At 62.3% G+C, this 26,094-nt stretch carries 20 protein-coding genes and 3 pseudogenes; 14 read left to right on the top strand and 9 right to left on the bottom strand.

Annotation, left to right across the window (positions count from 1 at the left end; translation table 11 throughout):
- The first annotated feature begins 371 nt into the window (after nt 1–371).
- From HV711_RS01835 to HV711_RS01820, 4 genes are all read left to right on the top strand, one after another.
- Nucleotides 372–662 (top strand): hypothetical protein, encoded by a 291-nt coding sequence (locus HV711_RS01835; protein ID WP_035480304.1) that lies wholly within the window; start codon nt 372–374, stop codon nt 660–662.
- Nucleotides 663–1,257: 595 nt separating this feature from the next.
- The gene (locus HV711_RS01830) at nt 1,258–1,593 is read left to right on the top strand and encodes an ArsR/SmtB family transcription factor (protein WP_035480302.1); all 336 of its coding nucleotides are present in this window, start codon (nt 1,258–1,260) and stop codon (nt 1,591–1,593) included.
- Nucleotides 1,590–2,117, top strand: coding sequence for an SRPBCC family protein (locus HV711_RS01825; RefSeq protein ID WP_035480301.1), 528 nt, complete (start codon nt 1,590–1,592; stop codon nt 2,115–2,117). The genes HV711_RS01830 and HV711_RS01825 overlap by 4 nt, the downstream gene beginning before the upstream one ends.
- Before the next feature lie 24 nt (nt 2,118–2,141).
- On the top strand, nt 2,142–2,558 hold the full coding sequence (locus HV711_RS01820) for a DUF1801 domain-containing protein (protein ID WP_013590584.1): 417 nt from the start codon (nt 2,142–2,144) through the stop codon (nt 2,556–2,558).
- A gap of 12 nt (nt 2,559–2,570) precedes the next feature.
- Here HV711_RS01820 and HV711_RS01815 read toward each other — a convergent pair whose 3' ends face one another.
- Nucleotides 2,571–4,721 (bottom strand): tetratricopeptide repeat protein, encoded by a 2,151-nt coding sequence (locus HV711_RS01815; protein WP_035480300.1) that lies wholly within the window; start codon nt 4,719–4,721, stop codon nt 2,571–2,573.
- Between the two features lie 211 nt (nt 4,722–4,932).
- On the opposite strand from HV711_RS01815, the gene HV711_RS01810 reads away from it, so the two are divergent.
- The 3 genes from HV711_RS01810 (at nt 4,933) to HV711_RS01800 (ending at nt 9,354) form a co-directional block, all read left to right on the top strand.
- Nucleotides 4,933–5,334 (top strand): DUF2946 domain-containing protein, encoded by a 402-nt coding sequence (locus HV711_RS01810; protein ID WP_035480299.1) that lies wholly within the window; start codon nt 4,933–4,935, stop codon nt 5,332–5,334.
- A gap of 117 nt (nt 5,335–5,451) precedes the next feature.
- Nucleotides 5,452–7,776, top strand: a complete 2,325-nt coding sequence (locus HV711_RS01805) for a TonB-dependent receptor (protein WP_035480298.1) — start codon at nt 5,452–5,454, stop codon at nt 7,774–7,776.
- Nucleotides 7,777–7,830: 54 nt separating this feature from the next.
- Nucleotides 7,831–9,354: a PepSY-associated TM helix domain-containing protein gene (locus HV711_RS01800; protein WP_035480297.1), complete on the top strand. Its 1,524-nt coding sequence runs from the start codon at nt 7,831–7,833 to the stop codon at nt 9,352–9,354.
- A gap of 59 nt (nt 9,355–9,413) precedes the next feature.
- On the opposite strand, the gene HV711_RS01795 is transcribed toward HV711_RS01800, so the two are convergent.
- The 4 genes from HV711_RS01795 to HV711_RS01780 form a co-directional block, all read right to left on the bottom strand.
- Complete coding sequence (locus HV711_RS01795; RefSeq protein ID WP_013590589.1) at nt 9,414–9,746, bottom strand: DUF2322 family protein; 333 nt, start codon at nt 9,744–9,746, stop codon at nt 9,414–9,416.
- 96 nt (nt 9,747–9,842) lie between these two features.
- The gene (locus HV711_RS01790; RefSeq protein ID WP_035480295.1) at nt 9,843–11,759 is read right to left on the bottom strand and encodes an SMP-30/gluconolactonase/LRE family protein; all 1,917 of its coding nucleotides are present in this window, start codon (nt 11,757–11,759) and stop codon (nt 9,843–9,845) included.
- A 78-nt stretch (nt 11,760–11,837) separates the two neighbouring features.
- On the bottom strand, nt 11,838–12,494 hold the full coding sequence (locus HV711_RS01785) for a DsbA family oxidoreductase (protein WP_035480294.1): 657 nt from the start codon (nt 12,492–12,494) through the stop codon (nt 11,838–11,840).
- 96 nt (nt 12,495–12,590) lie between these two features.
- Entirely contained in the window at nt 12,591–13,589 is a 999-nt protein-coding gene (locus tag HV711_RS01780) for an SDR family oxidoreductase (RefSeq protein ID WP_035480292.1), read from the bottom strand.
- A 164-nt stretch (nt 13,590–13,753) separates the two neighbouring features.
- Here HV711_RS01780 and HV711_RS01775 point away from each other — a divergent pair, with 164 nt between their 5' ends.
- The 6 genes and pseudogenes from HV711_RS01775 (at nt 13,754) to HV711_RS01750 (ending at nt 19,473) form a co-directional block, all read left to right on the top strand.
- On the top strand, nt 13,754–15,589 hold the full coding sequence (locus tag HV711_RS01775) for a thiamine pyrophosphate-requiring protein (RefSeq protein ID WP_035480290.1): 1,836 nt from the start codon (nt 13,754–13,756) through the stop codon (nt 15,587–15,589).
- A 34-nt stretch (nt 15,590–15,623) separates the two neighbouring features.
- A pseudogene (locus HV711_RS01770) lies at nt 15,624–16,037 on the top strand (enolase C-terminal domain-like protein); the annotation flags it as partial.
- Nucleotides 16,038–16,063: 26 nt separating this feature from the next.
- A complete protein-coding gene (locus tag HV711_RS01765) occupies nt 16,064–17,038 on the top strand; it encodes a hypothetical protein (RefSeq protein ID WP_035480289.1) in 975 nt (324 codons plus the stop codon).
- Nucleotides 17,028–17,703: pseudogene (locus tag HV711_RS01760) on the top strand (gluconate 2-dehydrogenase subunit 3 family protein). The gene HV711_RS01765 and the pseudogene HV711_RS01760 overlap by 11 nt, the downstream one beginning before the upstream one ends.
- Nucleotides 17,693–18,739 (top strand): annotated as a pseudogene (locus HV711_RS01755) (GMC family oxidoreductase N-terminal domain-containing protein); the annotation flags it as partial. The pseudogenes HV711_RS01760 and HV711_RS01755, both read left to right, overlap by 11 nt.
- Nucleotides 18,740–18,888: 149 nt before the next feature.
- A complete protein-coding gene (locus tag HV711_RS01750; RefSeq protein ID WP_035480288.1) occupies nt 18,889–19,473 on the top strand; it encodes a glutathione binding-like protein in 585 nt (194 codons plus the stop codon).
- Nucleotides 19,474–19,629: 156 nt separating this feature from the next.
- Here HV711_RS01750 and HV711_RS01745 read toward each other — a convergent pair whose 3' ends face one another.
- Nucleotides 19,630–21,180, bottom strand: a complete 1,551-nt coding sequence (locus tag HV711_RS01745; RefSeq protein WP_035480287.1) for a methyl-accepting chemotaxis protein — start codon at nt 21,178–21,180, stop codon at nt 19,630–19,632.
- A gap of 265 nt (nt 21,181–21,445) precedes the next feature.
- On the opposite strand from HV711_RS01745, the gene HV711_RS01740 reads away from it, so the two are divergent.
- On the top strand, nt 21,446–23,119 hold the full coding sequence (locus HV711_RS01740) for an FAD-dependent oxidoreductase (protein ID WP_013590599.1): 1,674 nt from the start codon (nt 21,446–21,448) through the stop codon (nt 23,117–23,119).
- 17 nt (nt 23,120–23,136) lie between these two features.
- On the opposite strand, the gene HV711_RS01735 is transcribed toward HV711_RS01740, so the two are convergent.
- The 3 genes from HV711_RS01735 to HV711_RS01725 form a co-directional block, all read right to left on the bottom strand.
- Nucleotides 23,137–23,838 carry an OmpA family protein gene (locus HV711_RS01735; RefSeq protein ID WP_035480285.1) on the bottom strand — a complete coding sequence of 234 codons (702 nt, stop codon included), beginning with the start codon at nt 23,836–23,838 and terminating at the stop codon, nt 23,137–23,139.
- A gap of 44 nt (nt 23,839–23,882) precedes the next feature.
- Complete coding sequence (locus tag HV711_RS01730; RefSeq protein WP_013590601.1) at nt 23,883–24,647, bottom strand: flagellar motor protein; 765 nt, start codon at nt 24,645–24,647, stop codon at nt 23,883–23,885.
- 81 nt (nt 24,648–24,728) lie between these two features.
- On the bottom strand, nt 24,729–25,964 hold the full coding sequence (locus HV711_RS01725; RefSeq protein ID WP_035480351.1) for a Crp/Fnr family transcriptional regulator: 1,236 nt from the start codon (nt 25,962–25,964) through the stop codon (nt 24,729–24,731).
- Between the last annotated feature and the right edge of the window lie 130 nt (nt 25,965–26,094).

Here is a 26,094-nt window from a genome sequence, read left to right as displayed (position 1 = left end):
CTCACGGGCTTTCGGCTTTCGGTGGCAGCCGCGTTTTATTCTGGTATCCGAATTAACTATCTTCGCAGATACGTGCTTGTGCGCGAAATAGCTCTGCAACTCACGCGGGTCTCATCGGTTTCGCTTGTATCGGGCAAACACCTGGAGAGGTGTGCGCTATCACATGATGTGCTTATCGGTAAGGTTGACATGCGGGATCGGCCGACAGCCACTCGCGTCTGCGCCGGGCTCAAGACATGCTATTTCTGCAGTCAAATCCCGGCGTGCCGCCCATGCCCTTGATTGCCTTCAAAAACACCCGCTATTCGACGAATTGAACTGCGGCTGCCGGGAGCACACTGACATCGTGCCAATCGCGCCTGGAGCCCCACATGTCTTCCCGTCATCGCCCGAATCGCCAGTTCGACAAAAACCTCTACGACCCGGCAACGGCCGAATGGCGCAACCCGGCGCCGGCAACCGACAGCCAGACCATGCACGGGCTGCATCTCGCTTCGCAGAATGTGTTGCATCTCGCGATGCAGACGTACAATGCAGCGGCGCGCGGTGATGAAAGTGCGGCGCATGCAGCGCGGGAGTCGCTGGTACAGCAGCTTGGCGTCGCGACGCACCTGATTGACGAGCTGATTTCCTGCGGCACCGACCAACCCACGATGCACTAACCGGCCGGCCATGGCGGCACGGGCAACACAACAACAGCAGTTTCCAATCTTCGAGACACGAAATGAGCGCTTTGACGGTAATTCTTGGCATTTGGGCGATGGTCGCGTTCTGCGCAGTGCTCTTCATTCGCGGCGCCACGGCGCGTGTCGAGCGGCCCAGCGAGTCGACCCAAAGCCGTCCGGCGCGTTTTTCCATCGCAGAATAAGGGCTCGAGCACGGGTTGCCGTGGGTTGCATCGCCCCATCGCATGGTTGCGCCGGACTTGCGGCAACGTCGGTGCAACCGTTCCTGGCACGCCATTCGCCGCCAGGATTAACCCTTATCTGTCCGGCGCCGGGTTCGGCACGGATCACGCCGCCTGTCGCGTTGTCGCGCGACGTCTTCCAATGAGCGGCCGACCGAATTACGAATCGTTGCCGTACCGGCCGGTTTCTCGTGCTCGGCGATGCCGTCGCCGTCACTAAGTACAACGCACATTTCATTGTCAGCAGCATGGCCGGCAGACAGCGGCGCAGCCACGTGCGTGCTTCGCGTCGCGAACCTCGCCGTCCCCGCGAGTTGACACTTATATGCCTCACGAGGTATATAAGCACCATGGACTCAACCTTCGCCATCATCGCCGAGCCGAGCCGTCGCGCCATTCTCAGTCTGCTTGCATCTTCGGAGCGGTCCGTGGGCGATATCGAGGAGCAGCTCAACCTCTCGCAGCCTTCCGTTTCAAAGCACCTGCGCGTTCTGCGAGAGGCGGGCTTCGTGGAGTCGCGCGTCGACGCGCAGCGGCGCCTGTATCGGATCAAACCGGAGCCGCTCATGGAGATCGACGCGTGGCTCGCCCCATTCCGCCGTTTCTGGTCGGTTCATCTTGACGCGCTCGAGCGTCATCTCGATCAGACCCATCCCGAACCACGCCGCAAGGACAAGAAACGATGAGCAATCGCAACGCATACAGGCCCGGCCCTGCCGCCGGCGCAGAAGTTCAGAAAGACGGAGACAGGTGGACGCTCGTGCTCGTGCGCGAGCTGCGTCATTCCCCCGAGCGGGTCTGGCACGCGCTGACGGACCCGGCGAGCCTGCGCGAATGGGCGCCGTTCGACGCGGACCGCAGCCTTGCATCGGTAGGGTCCGTCAAGCTTTCCACGGTCGGCACGCCCACTCCGCAGGTCTCCGAGACACAGATCACGCGTGCCGACGCGCCGAACGTACTGGAGTATCGCTGGGGCGAGAACGATCTTCGCTGGCAACTGGAGCCGCTCGGCGACGGCACGCGTCTCACGCTGTGGCACAACATCGACCGCAAGTTCATCTCGATGGGCGCGGCCGGCTGGCACATCTGCCTCGACGTGCTCGATCATTTCCTCGCCGACGATCCGCTTGGGCGTATCGTTGCCGGCGATGCGATGAATTTCGAATGGCCGCGGCTGAACAGCGAGTACGCGAAGCAATTCGGCCTCTGAACGGAAAACGCTTAGGAGAACAATATGAACCGATCAGCGTCTGCCGAAGCACAGCCGGCCTCGGAACTGATAGACCAAAGAATCGCAGATCTCGCGGACTGGCGCGGCGCGACCCTGAGCAGAATGCGCCAGCTCATTCACGAGGCCGATCCGGAGGTAACCGAAGAATGGAAATGGATGGGCACACCCGTTTGGTCGCATGACGGAATCCTCTGCACCGGCGAGTCGTACAAGTCGGTCGTCAAACTCACCTTCCTGAAAGGCGCCTCGCTGCCGGACCCCGCGAAGCTGTTCAACTCGAGTCTCGACGGCAATGCGAGGCGGGCAATCGACATCCGCGAAGGCGAAGAACTCGACGCGGATGCATTCAAGGCGCTCATTCACGCAGCGATCGCGCTCAACACGTCCAGCAAGAAATCAAAGCCGAAGCGCGCGCGTTAGCTGCACGGGCAACTAATCGCGCACGCCGAAGCGCGCCACGCACGCCTGCCGGACTCGTTCGACCGTCGTCGCCCAGTCCTCGCCTCGCTCGCGGCGAAAGAGCCGCAGCGTGTGCGGGTACCACGGCGAATCGTTGCGCGCGTGCATCCAGCGCCAGTCCACGTCCTTTTCCGGCAGCATCACCCAGCAGGGCTTGGCGAGCGACGCGGCAAGATGGGCGATAGACGTATCCACGCAAATCACCAGATCGAGCTGGGCGACAATGGCGGCCGTGTCGGCCAGATCGGTCACCATCGAACCAACGTGAAGCAGGGGCTGAGCAGCGGGCGGGTTGCTCGCTTCGTCCTCGCCCTGCCCTTTCTGCAGACTCACGAAGCAAAGGCCGGGCACGCTCCATAGCGGGAGAAGCGTGGCGAGCGATGGAATGGAACGGTTCACGTCGTTGTGATGCCTCGCATTGCCTTTCCACACGAGACCGACCTTGCGGCGCGGCGGCAAGGCATCAAGCAAAGGCCGCCATTTTTCGAGGAGCGCCGGTTCGGCGGCGAGGCGGACCGGCCGCGGAATGGTGTCCAGCGTGGTACGCATATGCAGCGGCGCGCTCAGCAGGCTCGTCCAGCAGTCGTAGCTCGACGCGCGCGCGGCGGCCGTGTCGTGATCCAGCACCGCGTCCACGCCGTCGACGCGCGACATCAATCTTTGCAGCGCGGGCATGCAGGCAAACGCGATATGCGCGGCGCCTTGAGCCTTCAGCAATGCGAAATAACGGCTGAATTGCAACATGTCGCCAAGGCCATCTTCCTGCCAGACGAGCAATGAGCGCCCGGACAGCGCATCGCCCTGCCACTGCGGACAGGCAAGCCGCTGTACAGTCTGCCGATGCACGAAGCCCGCCTGCTGATAGCGGCACTCGTAGAGCGGCCAGCCCTCCTCGAAGCGCCCTATGCCGAGCAGCAACACCGCGAGCCCGAAGCGCGCATCGCCGTAATCGGAGCGCAAGGCAAGCGCGCGGCGGTAAGCGCTTTCCGCTTCGGACCAATGCCCGAGTTGCGCAAACGCGGCACCCACGTTGTAATGCGCTTCGGCCAGATCGGGTTGAAGCGAGAGAGCCTGCTGGAATGCTTCGACGGCTTCAGGCAGACGGTCGACGAGGCGCAGCACGCAACCGAGGTTGTTATAGGCGGGCGCGATGTCGGGACGCAGGCGCACCGCTTCGCGATAGGCGCCCGCGGCCTCCTCCAGGCGTTCCCGCTTGAAGAGCACGACGCCGAGGTTGTAATGCGCTTCGGCGTAATCGGCGCGCAACGCAATGGCCTTGCGGTAGGCCGCCTCGGCCTCGGGCAGCCGCGCCAGATCGGTCAGCGCCGCGCCCAGATTGACATGAGCTTCGGCGTAATCCGGGCGCATGGTCAATGCAAGCCGGCAGGCGAGTTCGGCTTCAGTCAGGCGCTGTGCTGCCTTGAGCGCGCCCGCGAGATTATTCAATGCTTCCGGATATTGCGGCCTGATGGTGAGCGCGTCGCGATAGGCCGCATCCGCATCGGCAACACGGCCCAGGTCCATCAACACATTGCCGAGATTGTTATGTGCCTCCGCGTGCGCCGGCAAAAGCCGCAGTGTCTCGCGGTACGCCGCCTCGGCTTCGTGCAGACGCCGCAGCGCGTGCAGCACGACACCGTGGTTATAGTGCGCCTCGGCATGCTCCGGACGAAGCGTCACTGCGCGCCGGTACGACGCCTCGGCCTCCTCGTGCCGGCCCTGCGCGTACAGCGCAGCCCCTAGCTGATGGTGAGCGTCCGCATGATCGGGCTGCAACGCGATGAGCTGCCGATAGATCGCCTTCGCCGCGGACAGCCGGCCGCGCATCTTCAGCAATGCGCCGAAACTTTCATAAACCTCGGAGTAGCCGGGCATGATGCGCAGACATCGGCGCCAATGACGCTCGGCGTCGTCCACCTGACCGAGACGGCACGACGAAGCGCCCGCAATGTTGAGCGCGTCGGCCATCGCCTGTATCGCCGCATCGTCTAGCGTGCTGTCGTCGCACTCGACGGCGGGCATGACCGTCGACAATGCCGCGGCAAAATCGTCGGCGGCGTACAACGCGATTGCGCGCTGGTTCAGTTGTGCGATGGAGGAGGCGAGCGGCTGGGCGAGAGTCATGAGTCCAATCATGTTGCGAGTGCGGCGTCCACGTGGGGGATCGCCCGTGTTGCCAAAAGGCCGACATGTACCACGCAGATTAAGCGATCCGGCCCGGCTGTAACGGCGGGAAATGAGCGGATTTCAGCCTTCAATCCGCGGATATGCCTGGCATCACGCAGAAAAATGCTGCGGGCAGTGCTAGAATCGCCCGCGTTTCCTGCTCATCCCCATGACTCCACGTTCTCGCAACCGTCTGACAGCCTGGCTTGGCCTCATCGCCATGTGGCTCGTCGTGTTCGCGCCGGTCGTGAGCCAGGTGCTCGCGTCGCACCGCGTGCCGGAGCCGATCGCCGCGCTGTGTTCGGCGCTGCCGGCCGCGCAGCCCGGCGTGTCGGACCATGCCGGCCACGCTGAGGCGGCGGCCGTGCATCTTGGCCACGACGATGCGTTCAGCGCTTGCGGCTACTGTCATCTATTGCAGCATCATGTCGCGATGCCCACGGTGGCCGCGACAGAACCGCCGGTTGCCGTCGTCATGACCGGCACCGCACCGCCCACGCTCTCCACCCGCTTTACACCGCTCGGCGCATTTCCTTCCGGACGCCCCAGAGCACCGCCTGCCGTTTCCTGATCGCCGCTGTTCCTGATCGCCCGCGCGCGTTTGCGACGTTCGGCCCGTTCGGGCCGCATGTGTCGCCAGCGCCGACCGTGTGCGCGATCGTCCATGCCATGCATCAAGGAAACTCCCATGCCTCTCTTCGCCTTGCGAAGGCTGCCCGCCTTCGTGCCCGTTGCCGCGACGGCGTTCGCGGCCGCGCCGGTTCACGCCGGCACGACGAACACGACGAGTGCCGACACGACGCTGCCCGCCGTCAGCGTCAGCGCCAGTAGCGCGTTAAATCAGGGCGTCACACCGCGCGCCGTCGATCCGAATCTGCCTGCCTCGGTCGAAACGCTCACGCGCGATCGGTTCTCGAACTGGAACGTCGTCAACACAGAGGACGTGCTCAAGTACATGCCGAACCTTGCGGTGCGCAAGCGTTTTATCGGCGATTTGAACTCGATCATCGCGGTGCGCGGCACCAGCAATACGCAGAGCGCGCGTGGCCTCGTCTATGCCGACGGATTGCTGCTCAGCAATCTGCTTGGCAACAGTTTTTCTTTTCCGCCGCGCTGGTCGATGGTCTTTCCCGACGAGGTGCAACAGGTCGACGTCATTTACGGACCGTATTCCGCGCTCTATCCGGGCAATTCGCTCGGGGCAACAGTGCTGATCACGACGCGCATGCCGAAGAAGTTAGAAGCGGAAGCCGACGTCAAAGCATTCACGCAGCACTTCAGCCTCTACGGCGTGAATCAGAATTTCAACGGCAGTGAAGCGAGCGCGTCCATCGGCAACCGGATAGGCAAGTTCTCGTTTCTGCTCGGCGTGAATCATCTGGAAAACACGAGCCAGCCGCTGCAATTCGCGACGCTGGCCAGATCGGCCACGCCCGCAAAAGCCGGCGATACGCCGGTGACGGGCGCGTACTTCTACAACAACCAGACAAACACGCCGACCGCGATACTGGGCATTAACGGCGAAGGTATTGAACACACCGTACAGGATCAGTTCAAGCTGAAGATGCAGTACGACTTCACGCCGACACTGCAAGGCGGCTTCACACTGGGCTATTGGCATCAGACGTATAACAGCGAAACGTCGAGCTTTCTGCGCGACGCAAACGGCAACCCCGTGTATAGCGGAAAGGTTTCAATTGACGGCTACGAGTACACCATTCCCGCGGCCGCATTCGCGCCGAGCCTCGGCCATAGCGAGAACTGGCTCTACGGCGTGACGCTGAAAACGCGCAACGCCGCCGGCTGGAATGGCGAGGCCACCGCTTCGTATTACGACATCGGCAATAGCGTCGCGCGTCTCGCGAATTCCGGCGCGCCCGGCAATGGCGCAGGCACCGTGACTTTCGGCGACGGCACAGGGTGGAAGACGCTCGACTTGCGCAGCACCTACACGCCGGCCTCGACGCAAGCGGGTCTTTTCAATCACACGCTCGCCTTCGGCTATCACTACGACAACTACTTTCTCGACAACGAAAGCTATTCGACAAACAACTGGCGTGACGGCGCCGCCCGCTCGTTCGCCAATGCGTTCGCTGGCAAAACGCAGACTCAGGCGCTCTACGCGCAGGACGCATGGCGTTTTCTGCCGCGCTGGAAACTCGTATACGGCGTGCGGTATGAAGACTGGCGCGCGTACGACGGTTCGCAAGCGTTGCCGAGGACGACTGCGGCACTCGCTGACGCCAGCCAGCAGCACTTCTCGCCAAAGGCTTCGCTCTCGTTCGACGTCAGCGACGATCTGACGTTACGTGCGTCAGTTGGCCGCGCATATCGCTTTCCTACCGTCAGCGAGCTGTTCCAGGGGCAAATCAACGGCTCTTCAATCATCAACAACAATCCGAACCTGAAACCTGAGGACGATCTTTCGAAAGAGCTGACCGCCGAATGGGCGCACTGGAACGGCATTTTTCGCTTCTCGCTGTTCCAGGACGACGTGAAGAACACGATTTTCAGCCAGACGGACACCACCGTCATTCCCAACGTGACGAACTTCCAGAACATCGGCAAGGTGCGTTCGCGAGGCGTGGAAACGAGTTACGCAGGCGAGGACGTATTCGTGCGCGGCCTCGACCTGCTGGCGAGCGTCGCTTATACGCAGTCGAAGATCGTTGCGAATGCACAGAATCCGGCGAGCGTCGGCAAGTACTTCTATCGCATTCCGTTGTGGCGCGTGAATGTCGCGGCGACTTACCGCTTTGACGAGCGGGCGGCGCTCACACTGGCCGCGCGCTATTCCGGCCGCCAGTACAACACACTCACGAATGCGGACACGAATCCGGACGTATTCGGCGGCACGAGCTCGTACACGGTGGCAGATGCGAAGTTCACGTTCAGGCCGACAAAGCTGAGCGAAGTGGGTATTGGCGTCGACAACATTTTCGATGCGCGCTACTTCGTCTATCACCCCTATCCCGGACGCACCTTCTACGTGGAAGCCAAGTTGCGCATGTAGTGCGCAAACAGAGCTTCGCCGCAAGCACCCGATCGATCCGTTTCAGGAGGATTCATGTCCACCCTCTCTCGACACAATGCCGCCTTGAGCACGGCCAATTCCAGTAGCGGCTATCGCACGCTCTGGCGATGGCATTTTTATGCCGGCCTGTTCGTTATGCCGTTTCTCATCGTATTGGCGATAACCGGCACGCTGTACTGTTTTCAACCGCAGATCGAACCGCTGCTTTATCCGCAGCTTCTCGTCGTCGAACCGCAAACGGCGCCGCACATGACGGAAGACGCGCTACTCGCACGGGCGCGCGCGGCAATGCCCGCCAACGCAATGCCGGTCACGGCTGCCATATCCAATGCGCCGGACCGCAGCACGGAATTCATCTTCCGTCTCGCGGACGGCGAGAAACAAAGCGTGTACCTGAATCCTTATAACGGAGCAGTGCTCGGCACATTGAGCGTCGATTATCGTTTCATGCAAGTGGACCGCATGCTTCACCGAAAGCTGTTGCTCGGCAAACCTGGCGAATTGCTAATGGAGCTGGCAGCCTGCTGGACGCTCGTGATGATCGGCACCGGCGTCGCGCTGTGGTGGCCGCGCGGAGCAACGCGCGTGCGAGATGCACTGGTGCCGCGTTTAACGTTAAAAGGCCGCTCGCTGTGGAAGAACGTTCACGCGGTTATGGGCATCTGGCTTGCACTCGGCGCGCTCGCGTTCGTGCTGACGGGTCTTCCATGGTCCGGCTCCTGGGGCCAGCAATTCAAGGCGCTCGCGACCGCCGCCCATCTTGGTGCGCCGCCCGGCACGTGGGGCGGCCTCGCATTGCGCTCAGTGCTGCCGGCTGGCTCGGGTAGCCAGGAAAGCGCTCAGACCGATGCGACGAACGCCGCGCACGCCGGCCACGAAACACACGCCGCCCAGACGGATTCGATGCCCGGCATGGTGATGGACGACTTACCGCTGCCGCAAACGCCGTGGGCCGTCGGCAAGGTGGCGGTACCCGCTTCGGCAGATACAAACGCAAACACCAACGCGAAGGGGGCCGCGCCGTTGCCGCTCGGACACATCGTCGCGCAGGCTGCATCGCTCGGTGTCACGAGCGGCTACAACATCGCATTGCCGACATCGGCGACGGGCGTCTATACCGTGTCGTATTTTCCAGCCGATCCGCAACTCGAACGCACTGTCTATATCGACCAATACAGCGGCGCCGTCCTGAAGGACATTCGCTATGCCGACTACGGCGCGGTTTCGAAAGCGGTGTCGTACGGCACCTCATTGCATATGGGCCGCTATTTCGGCGTAGCGAACCAGATTCTCTGCGCGGCGATTTCGCTGGGTCTCGCGTTGATGGCCGTGACCGGCTACGTGATGTGGTGGAAACGCAGGCCGCAACGCTCGCTGGGCGCACCGTCGCGAGAAAGAGCCGCACCGCCGATGCGCGGCTGGAAAGCCGGCCTCGTCATGCTCGGCATCGTGTTTCCGTTGATGGGCCTAACGCTGCTCGCCGTCTGGTTCGCCGACCGTGCGCTATTCGGCTGTGCCGCGCGCGGGGAACGCGAACACGAGCGCGCGGCGCAGTGAAGCGTGAGAGCCCGCGCGCACGCGCGTCGGGCTCCGCTCAAGCGGCGCTCATGCGAAGATCAAGCCGCTGCAATCACGTCGATGCGCAATGCCGGCGCCCCCGCGGCAATCGCGAGCAGGTGGTCGACATTCGGATGTGCACCGGGCCGCTTGCGCGCATCGGCGGTATGTTCGCCGAACACGGCGAGTCCGTGCCCGGCCGCTTTCGCGTCGAGCGTACCGAACGTTTGCTGCAGATAGTTGTACACCGCAAGCGAGCCCTGTTTTCCCGGCTTGTTTTCGATGCTTGCGACCACTGCGCCGTTCGCGTCGATCAGATCGATGCGCGCAATGCCGTCGATCGCGGGCATTTGCGCAAGGTTCTCCTTGAATACATTGCTCGGCTGAATCACTGAAACTACTCCTTTTAGGCGGGACTTTTAAGCGGGACAATTGCCGCGAGGGCCGTATCTTATCCGATGGCCCTCCTCCACGCAGTCACACGCCGCTCAGGGCGTCCAGCGATGCACGACGATGCTCGAGCCGTTGTAGTTGTCTTTGGTGATCACGTACTCGCCGCTTGCGCGCAGGAACGCTCGCAGCCCGTACATCGAATCGACGTCGTTGCCCACATCCACCGTACCGGGGCTATTGTTGACGAGCGTCGCGTCGAGATTGCCTGTAGTGAGGTTAAATGCGTCGATGTTCGGCACCGTATGCACGTAGCCGACGAACAGATAATTGCCCGCTGCGGTAATCGACTTCGGATTCGCACCGGTCAGATTGATGACCGGTTGCGGCTGCGTGGTATTGCCCGCGCTCCAGCCGTGATAAACCTCGATGCGCGACTGTATCGCCGTCCAGTCCCAACTGCCCGCCACGCCTTGCGCAAGAATCATCGTGTCGCTCTCGGGCAGATAGACGATGCGAGTAAGCGGTCGGATACTGAGCGGAATTCTGGTCGTGACCGCGGGACCCCATAAGGGCTTGCCGCTTCCGTCGAAGCCCGTGAGCGGGTAGTGGTAGATCTGATTGGTTCTGTCGAGACCGGCCCACACATCGCCGCGGCTATCGATACAGAAACCTCCCGTCACTTTCACCGTCGTGTTGAACGCGGGGCCCGGCAGCGAGCCATCCGGTATCGCAATGTAGCCGCTCGCCGCATTGAAATGATAGAAGTTGAAGGTATCGGGATTCTGGCCCGAGGCGACGAGAATGCGGTTGCCGCCGATCGCCACGAGCTGGCCGAAGTGCTGGCCACGCTGAGTGTCGTTCACATTCAGGCGCGGATCGGACGGATACGTGAATGGGTCGACAGTATTCGCCACGAAGGTGCCGCCCGCACTGCCCGTGTAAATGTGCGCGCCGCTGTAAAAATACGCGCCGTCTGTCAAAGGATCCGGCGCAGCGACCGCTTCGAAGTTGAGCGCCTGCAGTTTCCATTTCAGATTGCCTGCGCTGTCATAAGCGTGCAGATCGGTCGGACCATTGCGGCCAAGATCCCAGCCGCCGCCCCACGGATTGTTGAGCACATACAGGTTGCCCGCTGCGTCCTTGCCGATGCCCGCCACGCGCGTAAAGCGCTTGTCGCCGACCTGACCTTTGATTCCGGCGGTCGTGTCCAGATATCCGCCCTGAATGCCGAATGTACCCGCCAACGTCGGCGCGCCCGCCACGTTGTAGATCTTGATGTTCATGTCGGGACCTTCATCGCCGACCATGAGGCGTCCCGTGGATGCATCGAAATAGAGCGCAGAAGGCCGCGACGCAGCGGGCATCTGGATCGTGTTCAACGCCGCGCCGCCCGCGTTGTACTGCGCGATCACGCCGGCGCTTTGGCGCGCGACCCACAGATTGCCCGCGCTGTCGAGCGCGAGCGCGCCGGGACCGGATACCGCGATATCCTGCTGCCACACGCCGTCGGTCGTATAGACGCGCACGCGATTGCCGTAGAAGTCGCTGACATAAAGCAACGTGCCCGCCGTCGCGAGACCGGTGATGACATCGGCGTGAGGCATGCCGGTCCACACGCTGACGGGAATGCGCAATTCGAGCGCTTTCGTCGCACGGTTGTAGCGTCCGACTGAACCGCTGCCGAACGATCTGTTGTACTGCAAGGCCACGAAAATCGACGTCGCATTGCCGGTAATCGCGCTGCCCTGGAAATCAGCGTGCGTGCCGATCGAACCGAGGCTCTGGCCGTTCTGATAGAGCGCGACGCCCCCCTCGTTTTCGTCCCAAAGCGAAGATGTGTAAATCACGCCCTCCGGCGCAACCCACATTGAACGCGCGCCGTTACCCACGTGCCCGGCGAGCGTGCCATAGGTGTTGGCGAGCCAGTCGGTCGTGTATTGCGCGTCGCACACGCAGGCAAACGCCATCAACGCGAAGCCCAGCAACGCGGCATGGATTCGTCTTGCAACCATGAAGGGAATTCCTCCGGCAGTGCGTCGTCTATGTTTCGTCTACGTCTTCATGCGCCTGTGCGTGCACAGGCTTGTCTTCTACGATGATGCCGGTTCGCCTTCGGCGAGAATCTGCTGAATGACCTGTTCGAATGTCTCGACAGGTTGCCCGCCGCTCACCAGATAGCGACGGTTGAAGATGATCGCCGGCACCGACTGAATGCCGTGCGACTGGAATTCCTCTTCCTCCGCGCGGACCTCGTCGGCATAGTTGCCGCTTTGCAGCACCTTGCGCGCGGCGTCCGCGTCGAGCCCGACAGACTGCGCCGTTTCGACGAGCACGTCATGATTGCTGGGGTCGCGGCCGTCCGAATGATAGGCACGCAGCAACGCGAGCTTGAGTGGCAACTGCTTGCCTTCGAGGCCGGCCCAATGCAGCAGACGGTGTGCATCGAACGTGTTATAGACATGCGTGCGAGGTCCGAAGTTAAAGCCGACGCTTGCGCCGCGCTCGCGGATCATTTCCTGGGTCTCTTCGATCTGCTCGGGCGTGCGTCCGTACTTCTTGCCCAGATACTCGACAATCGCCTCGCCTTCCGGGCCCATTTGCGGATTCAGTTCGAATGGATGCACGACGATCTGCGCATCCACGGCATCGCCCACGCGCGCCAACGCGAGTTGCAGCGACGAAAGGCCGATTGCGCACCAGGGGCATGCAATGTCGGAGACGAAATCGATGGTGAGCGGTTGCGACATGGTTTTCCTGAAGGCTGTGTGAAGAGCCCTATTGTCACCGATCCTCGCGACTCTCACCTAGCACGTCACCAGAACCGTTCACTCTGGCGCCGAAACTTATGCGCCGCGGCTTTTTCTTATCAGCAGCCCAATACCGCCAGCGATGCCGATACCAGCCAACGCGCATAGAAGGCCCCGGTGCCGGACCGCGCACATCTCAAGACTCGCCGACTTGGCCTCGCTGTCAAAGCGTCCGTGCGCGCTGTAATCGCCCGCGACGGGTTCGAACAGATTGGCCGGCGCGTCTCGAGGAAGCGGCTCGTCGGTGAGCTGGCCTTCGTAGCCCGCCTTCGCGAGATATCGGTCGAGCAAACCGGGCGCGATGAAGTTGGCAAGAATCGCCTTGACCGTCGGAAAGCCTACCCAAATCTCGCGACGCTTATGCGTCGCAGCAAAATAGATGGCGCGTGCGGCCACCTCCGGCTGGAAAATCGGCGCGACGGGTTGCGCTCTCTTGCCCATCTTGTTGAGCGCCCAGTCGAACTGCGGCGTATTCAGCGCGGGAAGATCGACCATCGTCAAATGCACGTTCAGGCGATCGTGAATGACCTCGGAGCGCAGGGCGTCGGTGAAGCCGCGAACCGCAAATTTCGCGCCGCAGTAGATGGATTGCAGCGGCACCGAACGATAACCGAGCGCGGATCCTACATTGACGATGGTGCCGCGATTGCGCGCGCGCATGCGCGACAGCGCGGCCATTGTGCCGTGGACCTGGCCGAGATACGTCACCTTCGTGCCGCGCTCGAATTCCTGCGCGGTGAGCTTCGAGACCGGCGCGAACACGGTGGCCATGGCCACGTTGACCCATACGTCGATAGGCCCGAGCTCCGCCTCCGTGCGCGATGCGGCTTCCTCGACGCGCTCTGCATCGGCGACATCCGTCGGAATGGCCAGCGCTCGCACGCCATATTTGCGCTGCAGCTCGGCGGCCGCGCGCTCGAGCCGCGCCGGTTCGCGCGAAAGCAATGCGACGTCCCAGCCGTGCCGGGCGAACTCTTCGGCGCTCGCGCGGCCGGCTCCCGCGCCGGCCCCTGTCACGACGACCACTTTATTCATAGCGAATCCTTTGCACCGCGTGTGCGACTCTTCTTGCAAACAAGCGCTCAGCAATAAGCGCGCCCGCGGGACTCATATCGCAGCGATTATTCTTTCTGAATGAAAGAACGCGGAACGTGGCTTGCAACGTCTCCTGTATGACGATCTCTCCAGAGGAGTTGTCCATGTCCGCTACTGTTGGTGACTTTATTGTCGAGCGGCTGCAAGCGTGGGGCGTGCGCCGCATATTCGGCTACCCGGGCGACGGCATCAACGGCGTGTTCGGCGCGCTGAATCGTGCCCAGGCCGAAGCAAAAAAGCATCACAAAATGACAGATCAGCCGGGACCCATTGAATTTATTCAGGTACGTCATGAAGAAATGGCAGCCTTCATGGCGTCCGCCCATGCAAAATTCACCGGCGAACTCGGCGTGTGTATCGCGACATCGGGGCCGGGTGCGTCGCACCTCGTGACCGGTCTGTACGACGCTCGCATGGACCACATGCCGGTACTCGCGATCACCGGCCAGCAGGCGCGCGCGGCGCTGGGCGGCCATTACCAGCAGGAAGTCGATCTCGTCTCGCTCTTCAAGGATGTGGCGGGTGCGTTTGTCGGACAGGCCTCGGTGCCCGCGCAGGTGCGCCATCTAGTGGATCGCGCGATACGCACCGCACTTTCGGAGCGGAAGGTGACCGCGCTCGTGCTGCCGAACGATTTGCAGGACCTGCCTTATGAGCCGCCGGCACGCAAGCACGGCACGCTGCATTCGGGCGTGGGTTATCGTGCCCCGCGGCTGGTCCCGCAGACCCAGGATCTGCAGCAGGCCGCCGACGTGCTCAATGCCGGCAAAAAAGTCGCCATTCTCGTCGGCGCAGGCGCACTGCATGCCACCGACGAAGTCATCGCCGTCGCCGAAAAACTGGGCGCAGGCGTGGCCAAGGCGCTGCTCGGCAAAGCCGTTCTGCCCGACGACCTGCCTTGGGTTACCGGCTCGATCGGCCTGCTCGGCACGAAGCCCAGTTACGACCTGATGACCGAGTGCGACACGCTGCTCATGATCGGCTCCGGCTTCCCCTATTCGGAGTTCCTGCCGAAGGAAGGCGCGGCGCGCGGCGTGCAGATCGACCTGAAGGCCGACATGCTGAGTCTGCGCTATCCGATGGAGGTGAACCTCGTCGGCGATAGCGCGGAAACCCTGCGCGCGCTGTTGCCCCTCATCGAACACAAGCAGGACCGCGCGTGGCGCAAGACGATTGAAGGCTGGACCGCCGACTGGTGGAAGACGCTCGACAAGCGCGCGCACGAGCCGGGCAAGGACGCGGTCAATCCGCAACGTACGGTATGGGAATTGTCACCACGCATTCCGTCGAATGCAATCGTGACGAGTGATTCGGGCTCCTGTGCAAACTGGTATGCGCGCGATCTCAAGGTCAAGCGCGGCATGATGTGCTCGCTGTCGGGCGGTCTCGCGTCGATGGGTGCCGCGGTGCCCTACGCAATCGCGGCCAAGTTCGCTTATCCGGAGCGCCCCGTCATTGCACTGGTCGGCGACGGTGCGATGCAGATGAACAACATGGCTGAGCTCATCACCGTGTCGAAATACTGGAAAGGCTGGGCCGATCCGCGCTGGATCTGCATGGTACTGAATAACCAGGACCTGAATCAGGTCACGTGGGAGCAGCGCGTCATGGAAGGCGACCCGAAGTTCGAGGCGTCGCAGGACATTCCTTCGGTGCCATATCACAAGTTCGCAGAACTGATCGGCCTGAAGGGCATTTACGTCGACGACGCCGAACAGATGGGCCCGGCCTGGGACGCAGCGCTTGCCGCAGATCGCCCCGTGGTGATCGAGGTGAAGGCCGACCCGAACATTGCGCCGCTGCCGCCGCATATCACGCTCGCCCAGGCGAAGGCGTTCGCCTCGACACTGCTGAAGGGTGATCCCGACGAAGGCAACGTGATCGTTCAGACCGCCAAACAGGTGCTTGGCGCGGTGCTTCCGGGCCATCACGACAAATAAGGCGCACGGCGATGAGCAGGGCGACCTCTGCACCGGCTTGCGCTTCGTGCGCGAACACGCGCCGCCCGGCATGGACATCGCCGCGGGCGAATACGGGTACACGTCCGACGATTTCCGGCGATTACTCTCGGCACGCTCGGTGGACGTGCTGCAAGCCGACGTCAGCCGATGCGGCGGCATCACCGGTTTCATGCAGGCCGGCGCGCTATGCGATGCATCTAATGTGCCGCTGTCGGCGCATTGCGCGCCTGCATTGCATCTGCATGTGGCGTGCGCTGTGCCGCGCCTGCGCCATCAGGAGTGGTTTCACGATCACGTGCGCATCGAGGCAATGTTGTTTGACGGAGCACCGCAAGCGCGTGACGGCGCAATTGCACCAGACCTGTCGAGACCGGGTTGCGGTCTCGCGTTCAGGCATCAGGACGCGGCACAGTACCGCGTCAAATAAGCGGCAAAACGTAGGAGCATGCATCGATGGGGACGCACCGCATACTCGGAATGTTATGCACGGCGGCGGGGGCGGCCGCGTTGACGGCGCTCGCCGCGAACAGCGCGACTACGAATCGGCGCATATATGGAGCAACGCGAATCCCGCCGCCCGGTTCCACCGAGGTCCTGCCGCAGCCTGCGCCCGTTGCTGAAACGCACGTCGAAGCCGCGCGGCGCTTCAATCACAGTTCAGCGCTGCTCGCGTTTTCCGTCCTGACGGATAGCGCAATGGAACACTACCGCGGCTCGTTCGATAACCCGGCGATGTACACGCCGCTCGTTAGCGCGAGCCTTTCGTTGATCGCCGGTTTGCACGGCGGCGCCGACCGCCGGCAGCAGACCCATCATGTGCGTCATGCGATCTATCGGAGCGCAGCCGCAGCCGGCATCGCGGGCACCGGCTTTCACTTCTACAACGTCATGAAGCGCCCCGGCGGGTGGAGCTGGAATAACCTGTTCCATGCCGCGCCGCTCGGCGCACCGATTGCGCTGCTGCTGTCCGGCGCACTAGGCGCGGTCGCCGAACGCCTGCGCGACGAACCCGTGCACGAGCCGCAATTGCTCGGCATGCCGGCGGGCCGCGCGTTGGGTCTGCTCGTCGCCGTCGGGCTTTTCGGCACGGTGGGCGAAGCGGCCTTGCTGCACTTTCGCGGCTCCTTCCAGCATCGCGCGATGTATGCGCCCGTGAGCGTGCCGCCCGTGGCAGCGGCGCTACTCGCGCATGCGGCGCTCGCCGTGCCGCGCGAACGGTGGTTCACGCGCCTGTGGCTGCGCATCACGACCGCGCTCGGCTTCGCCGGTGCGGCCTTTCACGCGCGCGGTATCGCACGGCGCCAGGGCGGCTGGCACAACTGGAGCCAGAATCTCTTCGCCGGCCCTCCGCTGCCCGCGCCGCCGAGTTTTTCGGCGCTCGCGCTCGCGGGGCTCGCCGCGCTGCGACTGAGGAAGACTGAAAAATGAAAACCGGCAGGCCAGCAGAAGAGCGACACGTTATCCCGGCTACGGTGTGTTAAATAAACGCGAGACACCGTCGTGGGACGAAGTAACCCGCGTTGTGATCGACGAGCGGCTTGCGCTGCCCGGCGAGCCCCGCTTTTTCACCGCAGCGGAATGGCGCGCCGTCACGTCGCTCTGTGCGTGCATCGTGCCTCAGGCGAATGCCGAGCCCGCCGTGCCGATCGCCGTGATGCTCGATCACCGGCTGTACACGAATCAATCAGGGCGACGGTTACCGGAACGCCGCGTTGCCGCCCATGCGCGACGCGTGGCGCATGGGCCCCGCCGCACTCGATGTCGAGAGCCGCGAGCGACACGAGTTACCGTTCGCGAGCCTCGAAAAAGCCGCGCAAACCGCGTTGCTCGGCGAGATGCAGCGCGGCGATCTCGCGCATGCAGCGTGGCGCGGCATGCAGCCTAAAGTATTCTTCGCCGAGCGGGTGCTGCACGACATTTGCGGACTGTACTACTCGCATCCGCATGCGTGGAGCGAGATGGGTTTTGGCGGGCCGGCCAATCCGCGCGGATACGTTCGCATGTATTTCAATCGCCGCGATCCGTGGGAACCTGTCGAGGCGCAATCCGGCAACGAAGAAAAAGCCGCCAGGAAGAACCGCCGTGTTCGATGACGCTCTCCATCAACCGCGCGGCAAACATGGCCGCGCCCCCGACGTGTTCGAACCGCAGGGCTGGGTGCCGATGCGCGAATATTCGAACGACGACGAGGTCGACTTCGCAATTGTCGGCACAGGCGCGGGAGGCGGAACGCTCGCGTGCCGTCTCGCGGAAAAAGGCTTCAAGGTCGTCGCTTTCGATGCCGGTGCGTGGGGGCGCCCGCTGGAAGAGTTCGCTTCCGACGAAGCGCATCAGCAAAAGCTTTTCTGGAACGACGAGCGCATCTGCGACGGCGACAACCCGCTCAAGCTCGGCCACAACAACAGCGGCAAAGCCGTGGGCGGCAGCATAGTGCACTTCGCGATGGTCTCCTTGCGCTTCAGACCCGAGTGGTTCAAATCCCGTACGTTGCTAGGCTACGGCGCGGACTGGCCGCTCGACTGGCGAGAAATGTGGGAGTACACAGGTCGAAGACGCGCTCAAAAACGCGGGACCGGTCAACTACCCGTGGGGACCGAAGCGGCCGCGTTATCCGTATCGTGCGCATGAGTTGAATGCGGGCGCCATGGTGCTCGCGCGCGGCTGCGAGGCGCTCGGCATCGGCTGGAGCGCAACGCCGCTCGCCACCTTGTCCGCGCCGCGCGGCAAAGCGCATCCCTGCGCGTATCGCGGCTTTTGCGTATCGGGTTGCGCGACAACGCTAAGCAAAGCGCGCTCGTCACATGGATTCCGCGTGCGCTGCGCGCCCGCGCGGAAGTGCGGGATCTCGCGATGGTCGGACGCATCGACATGAACGACGCCGGGCTCGTCACCGGCGTGGAGTACTTACGCGAGGGGCGCTGGTAATTCCAGCGCGCGAAGAACGTCGTCGTAGCCGGCTATGCAATCGAAACACCCCGCCTGCTGCTGATGTCCGCGAACAGCCGCTTCCCCGACGGTCTCGCGAACCGCTCGGGTCTCGTCGGCAAGAATCCGATGGTGCAATCGAACCAGGCCGTATACGGCACAATGGACGACGACATACGGTGGTACAAGGGACCGCCGTCAATCCTTCATTGACGATTCAAGCCATTGCCTGCCGGACCGCAGACCGCATTTCGGCCCTCGCGGCGCGCGGCGAGCTGTGAGCGTTGCAGGCAAGGCATGCGGCATGCTGCACTCGATGAATCGCCAACAGCTCGATCAAGGAGGGCCGCATCATGAAGCTTTATTACTCGCCTGGCGCGTGCAGTCTCGCCGATCACATTGCGATGCACGAAGCGGATTTGCAATTCGAGCGCGTGCGCGTGGACCTGAAGACAAAAACGACCGAGACCGGCCGGAATTTCGATGAGATCAACCCCAAGAGCTATGTGCCGACGCTTGAATTCGACGATGGTCAGCGGCTCACGGAAAACGTTGCCATCCTGTCATGGGTCGCGCAACGCAAGCCTTCGCTCGCGCCGTCAGGCGAGCTCGGCGCAACCCGGCTGATCGAGATGCTGGCCTTCATCTCGACGGAGCTTCACAAGCAATTCGGGCGCGTCTTCAAACCGACTTCGGATGCAGAAGCTAATGCCGCGCGAGAGAAAATCGGCCAGCGCTTTCAACTTATCGCGACGATGCTCAAGGGCGACTATCTGTTCGGCGCAGAGGCAAGCGTGGCGGACGCCTATCTGTTCACCATGCTTCTGTGGGCGACGAAAGTCAAAATAGAGGTACCGCAACAGCTCGCGGCATTCGACGAGCGCATGCGCGCGCGGCCCGCGGTGCAGCTCGCGTTGAAACACGAAGGGATCGAATGAGACGGCAGGCGGTGCGCGCTTGCCGCCGCGCGCGGGCGCAGCGCGTCGTGAGGCTCGGTCGGCGTGGGGCTCGTCGAACTGCAGGATCTCTCTGTCACTGCGAGCAGATTGCCGTCACATGAAGCCGAGAACAGATAGCGGCCGGTGGCATCACCGTTATCGCAAACGGAACGCCGATACCGCGTCGGTCATCGACTGCGCCTGGTGCTCCAATGCACTCGCTGCAGCGGCGGCCTGCTCGACGAGCGCAGCGTTTTGCTGCGTCACCTGATCCATCTGGCTCACGGCTTTGCCGACCTGCTCGATGCCGGCGGTCTGCTCGACCGTCGCCGAAGTGATCTCCGCCATGATAGTCGCAACGCCCTGCACGGCCCCAACGATTTCGTTCATCGTCTGGCCGGCTTGCGTGACGAGTTCGTTACCGTTGCGCACGTCGTCGACCGAAGCGGAGATGAGTGCCTTGATTTCCTGCGCGGCGCTTGCGCTGCGTTGAGCCAGCGTGCGTACCTCACCGGCGACAACGGCAAAGCCGCGGCCCTGCTCGCCGGCGCGCGCGGATTCGACTGCGGCGTTGAGCGCCAGAATATTGGTCTGGAAGGCGATACTGTCGATCATGCCGGTGATTTCCGCGATCTTGTGCGAGCTCGCGGTGATGGCCGTCATGGTCTGCACCGCGCGCTGCACGACGTCGCCGCCGCGCTGCGCGACGTCGGCCGCGCTTGCGGCGAGCGTGCTCGCCTGGCGGGCGTTATCCGCGTTCTGCCTGACTGTCGAGGTCAGCTCTTCCATGCTGGCCGCGGTTTCCTCGAGCGAAGCCGATTGTTGCTCGGTACGGCTCGACAGATCGAGGTTGCCCGCGGCGATCTCGCGCGCGCCGCCGTGAATCGCCTCGCAGTTGACGCGCACGTTGGACACCGTGTGCGCGAGTCCGGACTGCATCCGCGACATGGAGCTGAACAACTGGCCGATTTCGCTCTTGCTGCCTTCGGGAATGGAGGCGGTCAGGTCATTGCCGGCAATCCGGTCCAGTAGTTTCGACGCCTGTTGCAACGGACCGATCACGATGGTTCGCAGAGCGAAGTGTGTGGCGACGATCAATGCGAGAGCCAGCGCGACACCCGTCAGGACCATCGCGACAATCCACCCGTATTCGCGTGCGTTCCTCGCCGCCGAATCCTTCGCGAGCGCGCTCGCGAGGTTCTGGAATTTCTCGACGTTCGCCGAATAGGCCTGGCCTGCAAGCGTAATGTCGCGGTCATTGATGGCGACGTAGGCGTCCGTGTCGCCGCGCTGGAGCGCGTCGAAAGCCTTTTTCAAGGTGGCCGCGAGAGCATTGGACGAATCGACGAGCTGCTGTTTCAGTGCATCGTCCTGTCCCACGAATCGGGATGCCGACGCAAAATCGCGCGTTTCCGCGTCTGCCCGGTCGAGTGTGCGCTGTGCGCTGCCGAGCGCCGAGTCGCGCGTGGCAAGATCGTTGCGCTCCTTGAGCGCCGCATAAGCGCGCGTAAGAGCTGCACGCGTGCGGGTGCTGTCCTTGTAGCCGTCGTTGGCGAGAATCTCCTGACTGGCGATCTCCTGAAGCCGCTGTGCGTTCTCATTCGAGCGGCCGAGCGCCAATACGCCGACCACGCCGCCAAACATGATCATCGCGGCAAACACGACGAGCACTGCAAGTAAGCTCTTTTTAACTGTCAAATCGCGCATGCTTCCGAGACCCTCTTTGTCGTCTATTTCTCTCAAATCGTTTACGGCAGAAGAACCGTTAACTTGAGTAGTGCCGCGCTACCGCCGTGGCCCGCCGGTTGTCGCCCGCCTTACGCACTCTTTACCGGGGAACGAAGTCTGGCGCACAATCTCAGCGAAAACGGCTGTCCCCAGCCATTCCGATGCCGCCGATTGTTCGCATTCGCGTGCCAATCCGGCGGCGTAGCGACAAGGTGCATCATGCGTCTATCCAATCGGGCCTCTCATGAGCGATAAAACTTCTGGCAAGCGTGAAGATCTGCTGGCAGGCGGCAGCCGTCACCACCAGATCTTTCCAAAGCTGAACGATGCGCAGTTTGCGGTGCTCGAGCGATATGGCGAGCGCCGTAAGCTCAGCGCCGGCGACGTCCTGTTCACCGAAGGCGATCGACACGTTCCGATGTACGCCATCGTTTCAGGCACCATCGAGGCGACGCGCGGCAGCGGCGAGAACCTGCATTTTCTCGGCGCTCACGGCGCAGGCAGTTTCACCGGAGAAGTCGGCACGCTTGCAGGGCGCGGCGCGGTGGCGTCCGCGCGCGCAACGAGCGATTGCGAAGTCATTGTGATCGACGAGGAATCGCTGCGCGCGCTCGTGATCGCCGAAGCGGAGCTGAGCGAGACGATCATGCGCGCGTACATTCTGCGCCGGGTCGCCTATATTCAGGACCAGAACGGCGGCGTGGTCGTGATCGGCAGCTCTGCTTCGTTTCCGACTCTGGTATTGCGGCATTTCTTGAGCCGTAATGCACAACCGTCGGCGTACTTCGATATCGCCGACCATGAGGAGGCGAAACTACTTCTCGCACGCTACGGCGCCACCGAAGAAGATCTGCCGGTACTCGTCACATTGCAAGGCGTCGTGCTCAAGCGCCCGACTAATCGTGCCGTTGCGGACGCAATCGGTCTGAGTCCCGACCGGTTGAACGGCGAACGGTTCGACGTGGTGGTGGTCGGCGCGGGCCCGGCGGGGCTCGCAGCGGCGGTGTACGCGGCATCCGAGGGATTGCGGGTCGCGGTGCTCGACACGAAGGCGCCCGGCGGCCAGGCCGGCACGAGTTCTAAAATCGAAAACTACTTTGGATTTCCCACGGGCATTTCGGGTCAGGCGCTCGCGGGACGCGGCCTTTCGCAATGCCGGAAATTCGGCGCGGAAGTCGGCGTGCCGATCGAGGCGCTCGGTATCGAATGCGATAAAGGCCAGCCGTTTCACATCCGCCTGAGCCACGACGAGCATGTTTATGGTCGCGCGGTCGTGATCGCGACGGGGGCGCGTTATCGCAAGCCGGATCTCGCGCGTCTCGAACATTTCCAGGGCCGCGGCGTCTATTACAGCGCCACGTATATGGAAGCCGCGTTTTGCGGCAACGAAGAACTCGTCATTGTGGGCGGCGGCAATTCGGCGGGACAGGCGGCGGTATTTCTGTCCGGATTTGCGCGCCATGTGCACATCGTGATTCGTGGCGAGGGGCTCGCCGCGAGCATGTCGAACTATTTGATCCGACGCATCGAGGCGGCGCCGAATATTTCCGTTCATGTGCGAACGCAGATCGTCGCGCTAAATGGCGAAGCGCATCTCGAGTCGATTCAATGGAATCAGCAAGGGCGAATTGAAGAAAAGCCGATCCGGCATGTGTTTCTGTTTCTCGGCGCGCAGCCTAACACCGGCTGGCTTGGTGACTGTGTCGAACTGGACAGGAACGGCTTCGTGCTGACCGGCCCGGATGTCGCACACAAGTGGACCTCCGAGCGCCCGGCGCACTTTCTCGAAACGAGCCGGCCGGGCGTCTTCGCAGTCGGCGACGTGCGTAGCGGCTCGGTGAAGCGAGTGGCGGCCGCCGTGGGAGAAGGCGCGGCCGCGATTCAGTCGCTACACCAGTACCTTGCGCTCGACGCCTGAAACCAGGCGCTTCGCACTCAGTATTCGACAAGTATCGTCACGCGGCGATTGGCGGCATTCGCCGCCGCATCGTTGCCGATGATCAGCGGGAAATTGTCGGCCCGGCCGATTGCCGCCATGCGATGCGCTTCGATGCCCCTGTCGGCGAAAAAGCGCACCACGGCCCCCGCGCGCGCGGAAGAGAGCTCCCAATTGGATTCGTACTTGGCGGTCGCTATCGGCAGACTGTCGGTATGGCCTTCCACGAGAATGTTATTTTTCGCGCGGTCGCGCAGTACGGTGGCGATTTGGCCCAGCACCGCGAATGATTCCGGCAAAAGACGCGCATCGCCGGAATTGAACAGCACTTTCGCGTTGATCGCTATTTCCACCCCTTGCGGCGTGTGGGAAATCGTAATCTGGCGATTGTCCTGCAAGGGCGCGAGCAATGACAGAAGATGTTTTTTTGCGGCTTCGTTTGCATTGGCCGTGGTTGCAGGCGGCTGTACCTCGACAGCCTCTTTCACCGGATGATGCTGCAGCGTCTTTATCTGTAGCTCGCTGTTCTTCGCGAGCTGCAAGACATACAGCGCCAGAAACAGCACCATTAGCGTCGTAATCAGATCGGCGTACGAAATCAGCCAGCGGTCCGACTGCTCGCCGCCGTCGTGAGCGCCATCGTGGCCGTGGTGACCGGTCTTGTCCGTTGAAAGACGCTTGCTACCAGTAGTTGTGCTCATACACGGAGTCCGCTATCAGTCATGCCCGACTTTCGTCGATGCGGCTAGCCGAGCAATTCGGCGGAACGTTCGCGCACGTCGCCCGCCAAACGCGTTTCGATGGTGTGCGGCGATTCCTTGCGAGAGATGGCGAGCAAACCGTCCAGGTACAAACGCCTGAAACGCAATTCGCTGTCCACCTGCGCGCGAATCTTGCCGAATAGCGGAAGAAACACGAGGTTCGCCAACGCGAGGCCATATAGCGTTGCGACGAAAGCGACCGCAATGCCCTGCCCCAATTGCGACGGCTCGAGCATGTGTCCCGTCACCTGAATGAGACCCAGCACCGCACCCAGAATGCCGAAAGTCGGCGCGTAACCGCCCGCCTGTTGCCAGATGCGCGCCGCCGCCAGGTAATTGCGCTCATACGCGTCGACTTCCCGCTGCAACGCATCTTCCAGTACTGCCGTAGATACGCCGTTTGCAAGCAGCTCGAGGCCCCGCTTTGCAAACGGGCTGATGCCGTTGGCCTCGATCGACTCGAACACGAGCAGACCGTTCAGTTTCGCCTGATCGCCCCATTCGAGCAGCACCGACAGGCTCTCGCGATCCACTTGCCGCGCCTTCACAAACGCGAAGCGCAGCAGTTTCACGCCGTCGAAAAAACGCGCCCAGGTGTTCTGGATCATCACTGCCCCTAACGTACCGCCAAGGACAATGACAAATGCCTCCAGTTGAAATAGCGACGTGAAGTTGCCGCCTTCGAGTGAGAAGCCCGCGACGATCGCCGCCACGCCGAACACTACGCCAAATACCGTCAAAAGATCCATACGTCCTCGCGAGCGGCTGCACGAGCCTGCGAATTACAGTTAAACGTCGCGCTCAGTCATATACACCGGGCGCGACAGGCATCAGGACTCGGCCGGCGCCGCGTGCGCCGCAGGCGACTTCAGTGCTCGAACCGTGTCGATGAAGCGCTGCTCGATCTCGACGATCTCGACCGGATCGATCTTGATCTCGCGGCGCATCACCCACGACACTTCTTTCTTTCGCGCTTCGGTCATGACGGACTGGAGGCGTTCGTCAATCGGCTGTCCCGCCGACGCCGAGAGAAGCTTCGCGAGGTCGTAGGTATCGAACGCGCTCACTGCTTCGAACAGGGTTCGCTGGTCGACAAAGGCGAGGTCGTCAAGCGAATTCAGCTCGCCCGCGCCGCGCACATTACGGCGCGAGAAGTAGCTGAGGCCCTTCTCCTCGACGTAATTGAGCACCTTCGTCTTGCGGAACGCGAAGATGTCCTCGGCGATCTCGGCGTGCGAGAGCTTGTTCAGAATCACTTTCCTGTCGACGCCGATAAGCGCCTCCAGATCGTCGAGCTCGATCAGTTCGAGTTCGCTGCTGATCGAAACATCGAGGTCGTGATTCGCCACCTGCTGTGCCCGCTCGGTGATCTTCACCGGATCGAACGTCACGAGCTGCCGGCCCGCCGCGCCGTCGCTCGCCGAATAGCGTCCGGCGGAATTGTTGAGCCGCTCGGAGCGCCCGGATTCGATCGACACGAGGTTGAGCTTTTCCATGCGCTTGAGCATGGCCATGACGTGCGGTCGCGAATGACCTGCAATGGCATTGCACTTCTTGAGGACTTCGGCAAGCGGAATCGAGACTTCTTCGTTTTGCGGACGGCGTGCGCGCGCATCGAACCGGTCATTCATCTCAGCGCCGGCCATCAACGAGAGAACATGCGCGTACGACAGCACGCCGGGCAGAAAATCGGCGTGGGTATTCGTCGCAAGAATGTCGTCTTTCTTTTTGACGCGCCGTATCATCGTGCGCACGATGTGGCGCAGCAGCGGCGACACGCGCTCCAGCTCCTCTTCGACAATTCCGCCTGCGATGGCCGTCAATTGACAGAAGCTTAGTGCCTTGGCGGTATGCGCTCGCGGCTCGGGCGGCAGCAGCGCCGCTTCGCCGAAAAATTCACCCTTGCCCAGCGTGGCGAGAATGACCTTTTTTTCATCGCACTGAGTGGAGATTTCGACCTTGCCGTCTGCAATCACGTAGATGACGGTGTCGGCCACGAAGCCTTCCGAGTAGATGACTTCGCCCGGAGCCGCCGTGCGCGTCCATGGCGAGCGTTGTTGATTCACGATGAGTACCCCCGATGAGCTTTGGTCCAGCGCGTGCCATTCTTCAGGCACGAGTCAGTTCGACGGTCTGACTTATTTCACTGGATAACGACAAGCCCTTCCCAATCTTTAATTAGGGGAAACGTGACAA

It is taken from the genome of Paraburkholderia phenoliruptrix (assembly GCF_902859825.1).
Classification (GTDB): Bacteria; Pseudomonadota; Gammaproteobacteria; order Burkholderiales; family Burkholderiaceae; genus Paraburkholderia; species Paraburkholderia phenoliruptrix.
The sequence above is the reverse complement of the archived record's forward strand: the minus strand, read 5'-3'. Positions and strand labels throughout refer to the sequence as shown.

Excerpts from the sequence above, each read along its gene's own strand:
- HV711_RS01730 (WP_013590601.1), bottom strand. The coding sequence starts at position 24,647 with ATGGATCTTTTGACGGTATTTGGCGTAGTGTTCGGCGTGGCGGCGATC.
- HV711_RS01810 (WP_035480299.1), top strand. The coding sequence starts at position 4,933 with ATGACTCCACGTTCTCGCAACCGTCTGACAGCCTGGCTTGGCCTCATC.
- HV711_RS01785 (WP_035480294.1), bottom strand. The coding sequence starts at position 12,494 with ATGTCGCAACCGCTCACCATCGATTTCGTCTCCGACATTGCATGCCCC.
- HV711_RS01765 (WP_035480289.1), top strand. The coding sequence starts at position 16,064 with ATGGGGACGCACCGCATACTCGGAATGTTATGCACGGCGGCGGGGGCG.
- HV711_RS01805 (WP_035480298.1), top strand. The coding sequence starts at position 5,452 with ATGCCTCTCTTCGCCTTGCGAAGGCTGCCCGCCTTCGTGCCCGTTGCC.
- HV711_RS01830 (WP_035480302.1), top strand. The coding sequence starts at position 1,258 with ATGGACTCAACCTTCGCCATCATCGCCGAGCCGAGCCGTCGCGCCATT.
- HV711_RS01815 (WP_035480300.1), bottom strand. The coding sequence starts at position 4,721 with ATGACTCTCGCCCAGCCGCTCGCCTCCTCCATCGCACAACTGAACCAG.
- HV711_RS01750 (WP_035480288.1), top strand. The coding sequence starts at position 18,889 with ATGAAGCTTTATTACTCGCCTGGCGCGTGCAGTCTCGCCGATCACATT.
- HV711_RS01800 (WP_035480297.1), top strand. The coding sequence starts at position 7,831 with ATGTCCACCCTCTCTCGACACAATGCCGCCTTGAGCACGGCCAATTCC.
- HV711_RS01835 (WP_035480304.1), top strand. The coding sequence starts at position 372 with ATGTCTTCCCGTCATCGCCCGAATCGCCAGTTCGACAAAAACCTCTAC.
- HV711_RS01775 (WP_035480290.1), top strand. The coding sequence starts at position 13,754 with ATGTCCGCTACTGTTGGTGACTTTATTGTCGAGCGGCTGCAAGCGTGG.
- HV711_RS01790 (WP_035480295.1), bottom strand. The coding sequence starts at position 11,759 with ATGGTTGCAAGACGAATCCATGCCGCGTTGCTGGGCTTCGCGTTGATG.
- HV711_RS01780 (WP_035480292.1), bottom strand. The coding sequence starts at position 13,589 with ATGAATAAAGTGGTCGTCGTGACAGGGGCCGGCGCGGGAGCCGGCCGC.
- HV711_RS01740 (WP_013590599.1), top strand. The coding sequence starts at position 21,446 with ATGAGCGATAAAACTTCTGGCAAGCGTGAAGATCTGCTGGCAGGCGGC.
- HV711_RS01825 (WP_035480301.1), top strand. The coding sequence starts at position 1,590 with ATGAGCAATCGCAACGCATACAGGCCCGGCCCTGCCGCCGGCGCAGAA.
- HV711_RS01735 (WP_035480285.1), bottom strand. The coding sequence starts at position 23,838 with ATGAGCACAACTACTGGTAGCAAGCGTCTTTCAACGGACAAGACCGGT.
- HV711_RS01745 (WP_035480287.1), bottom strand. The coding sequence starts at position 21,180 with ATGCGCGATTTGACAGTTAAAAAGAGCTTACTTGCAGTGCTCGTCGTG.
- HV711_RS01820 (WP_013590584.1), top strand. The coding sequence starts at position 2,142 with ATGAACCGATCAGCGTCTGCCGAAGCACAGCCGGCCTCGGAACTGATA.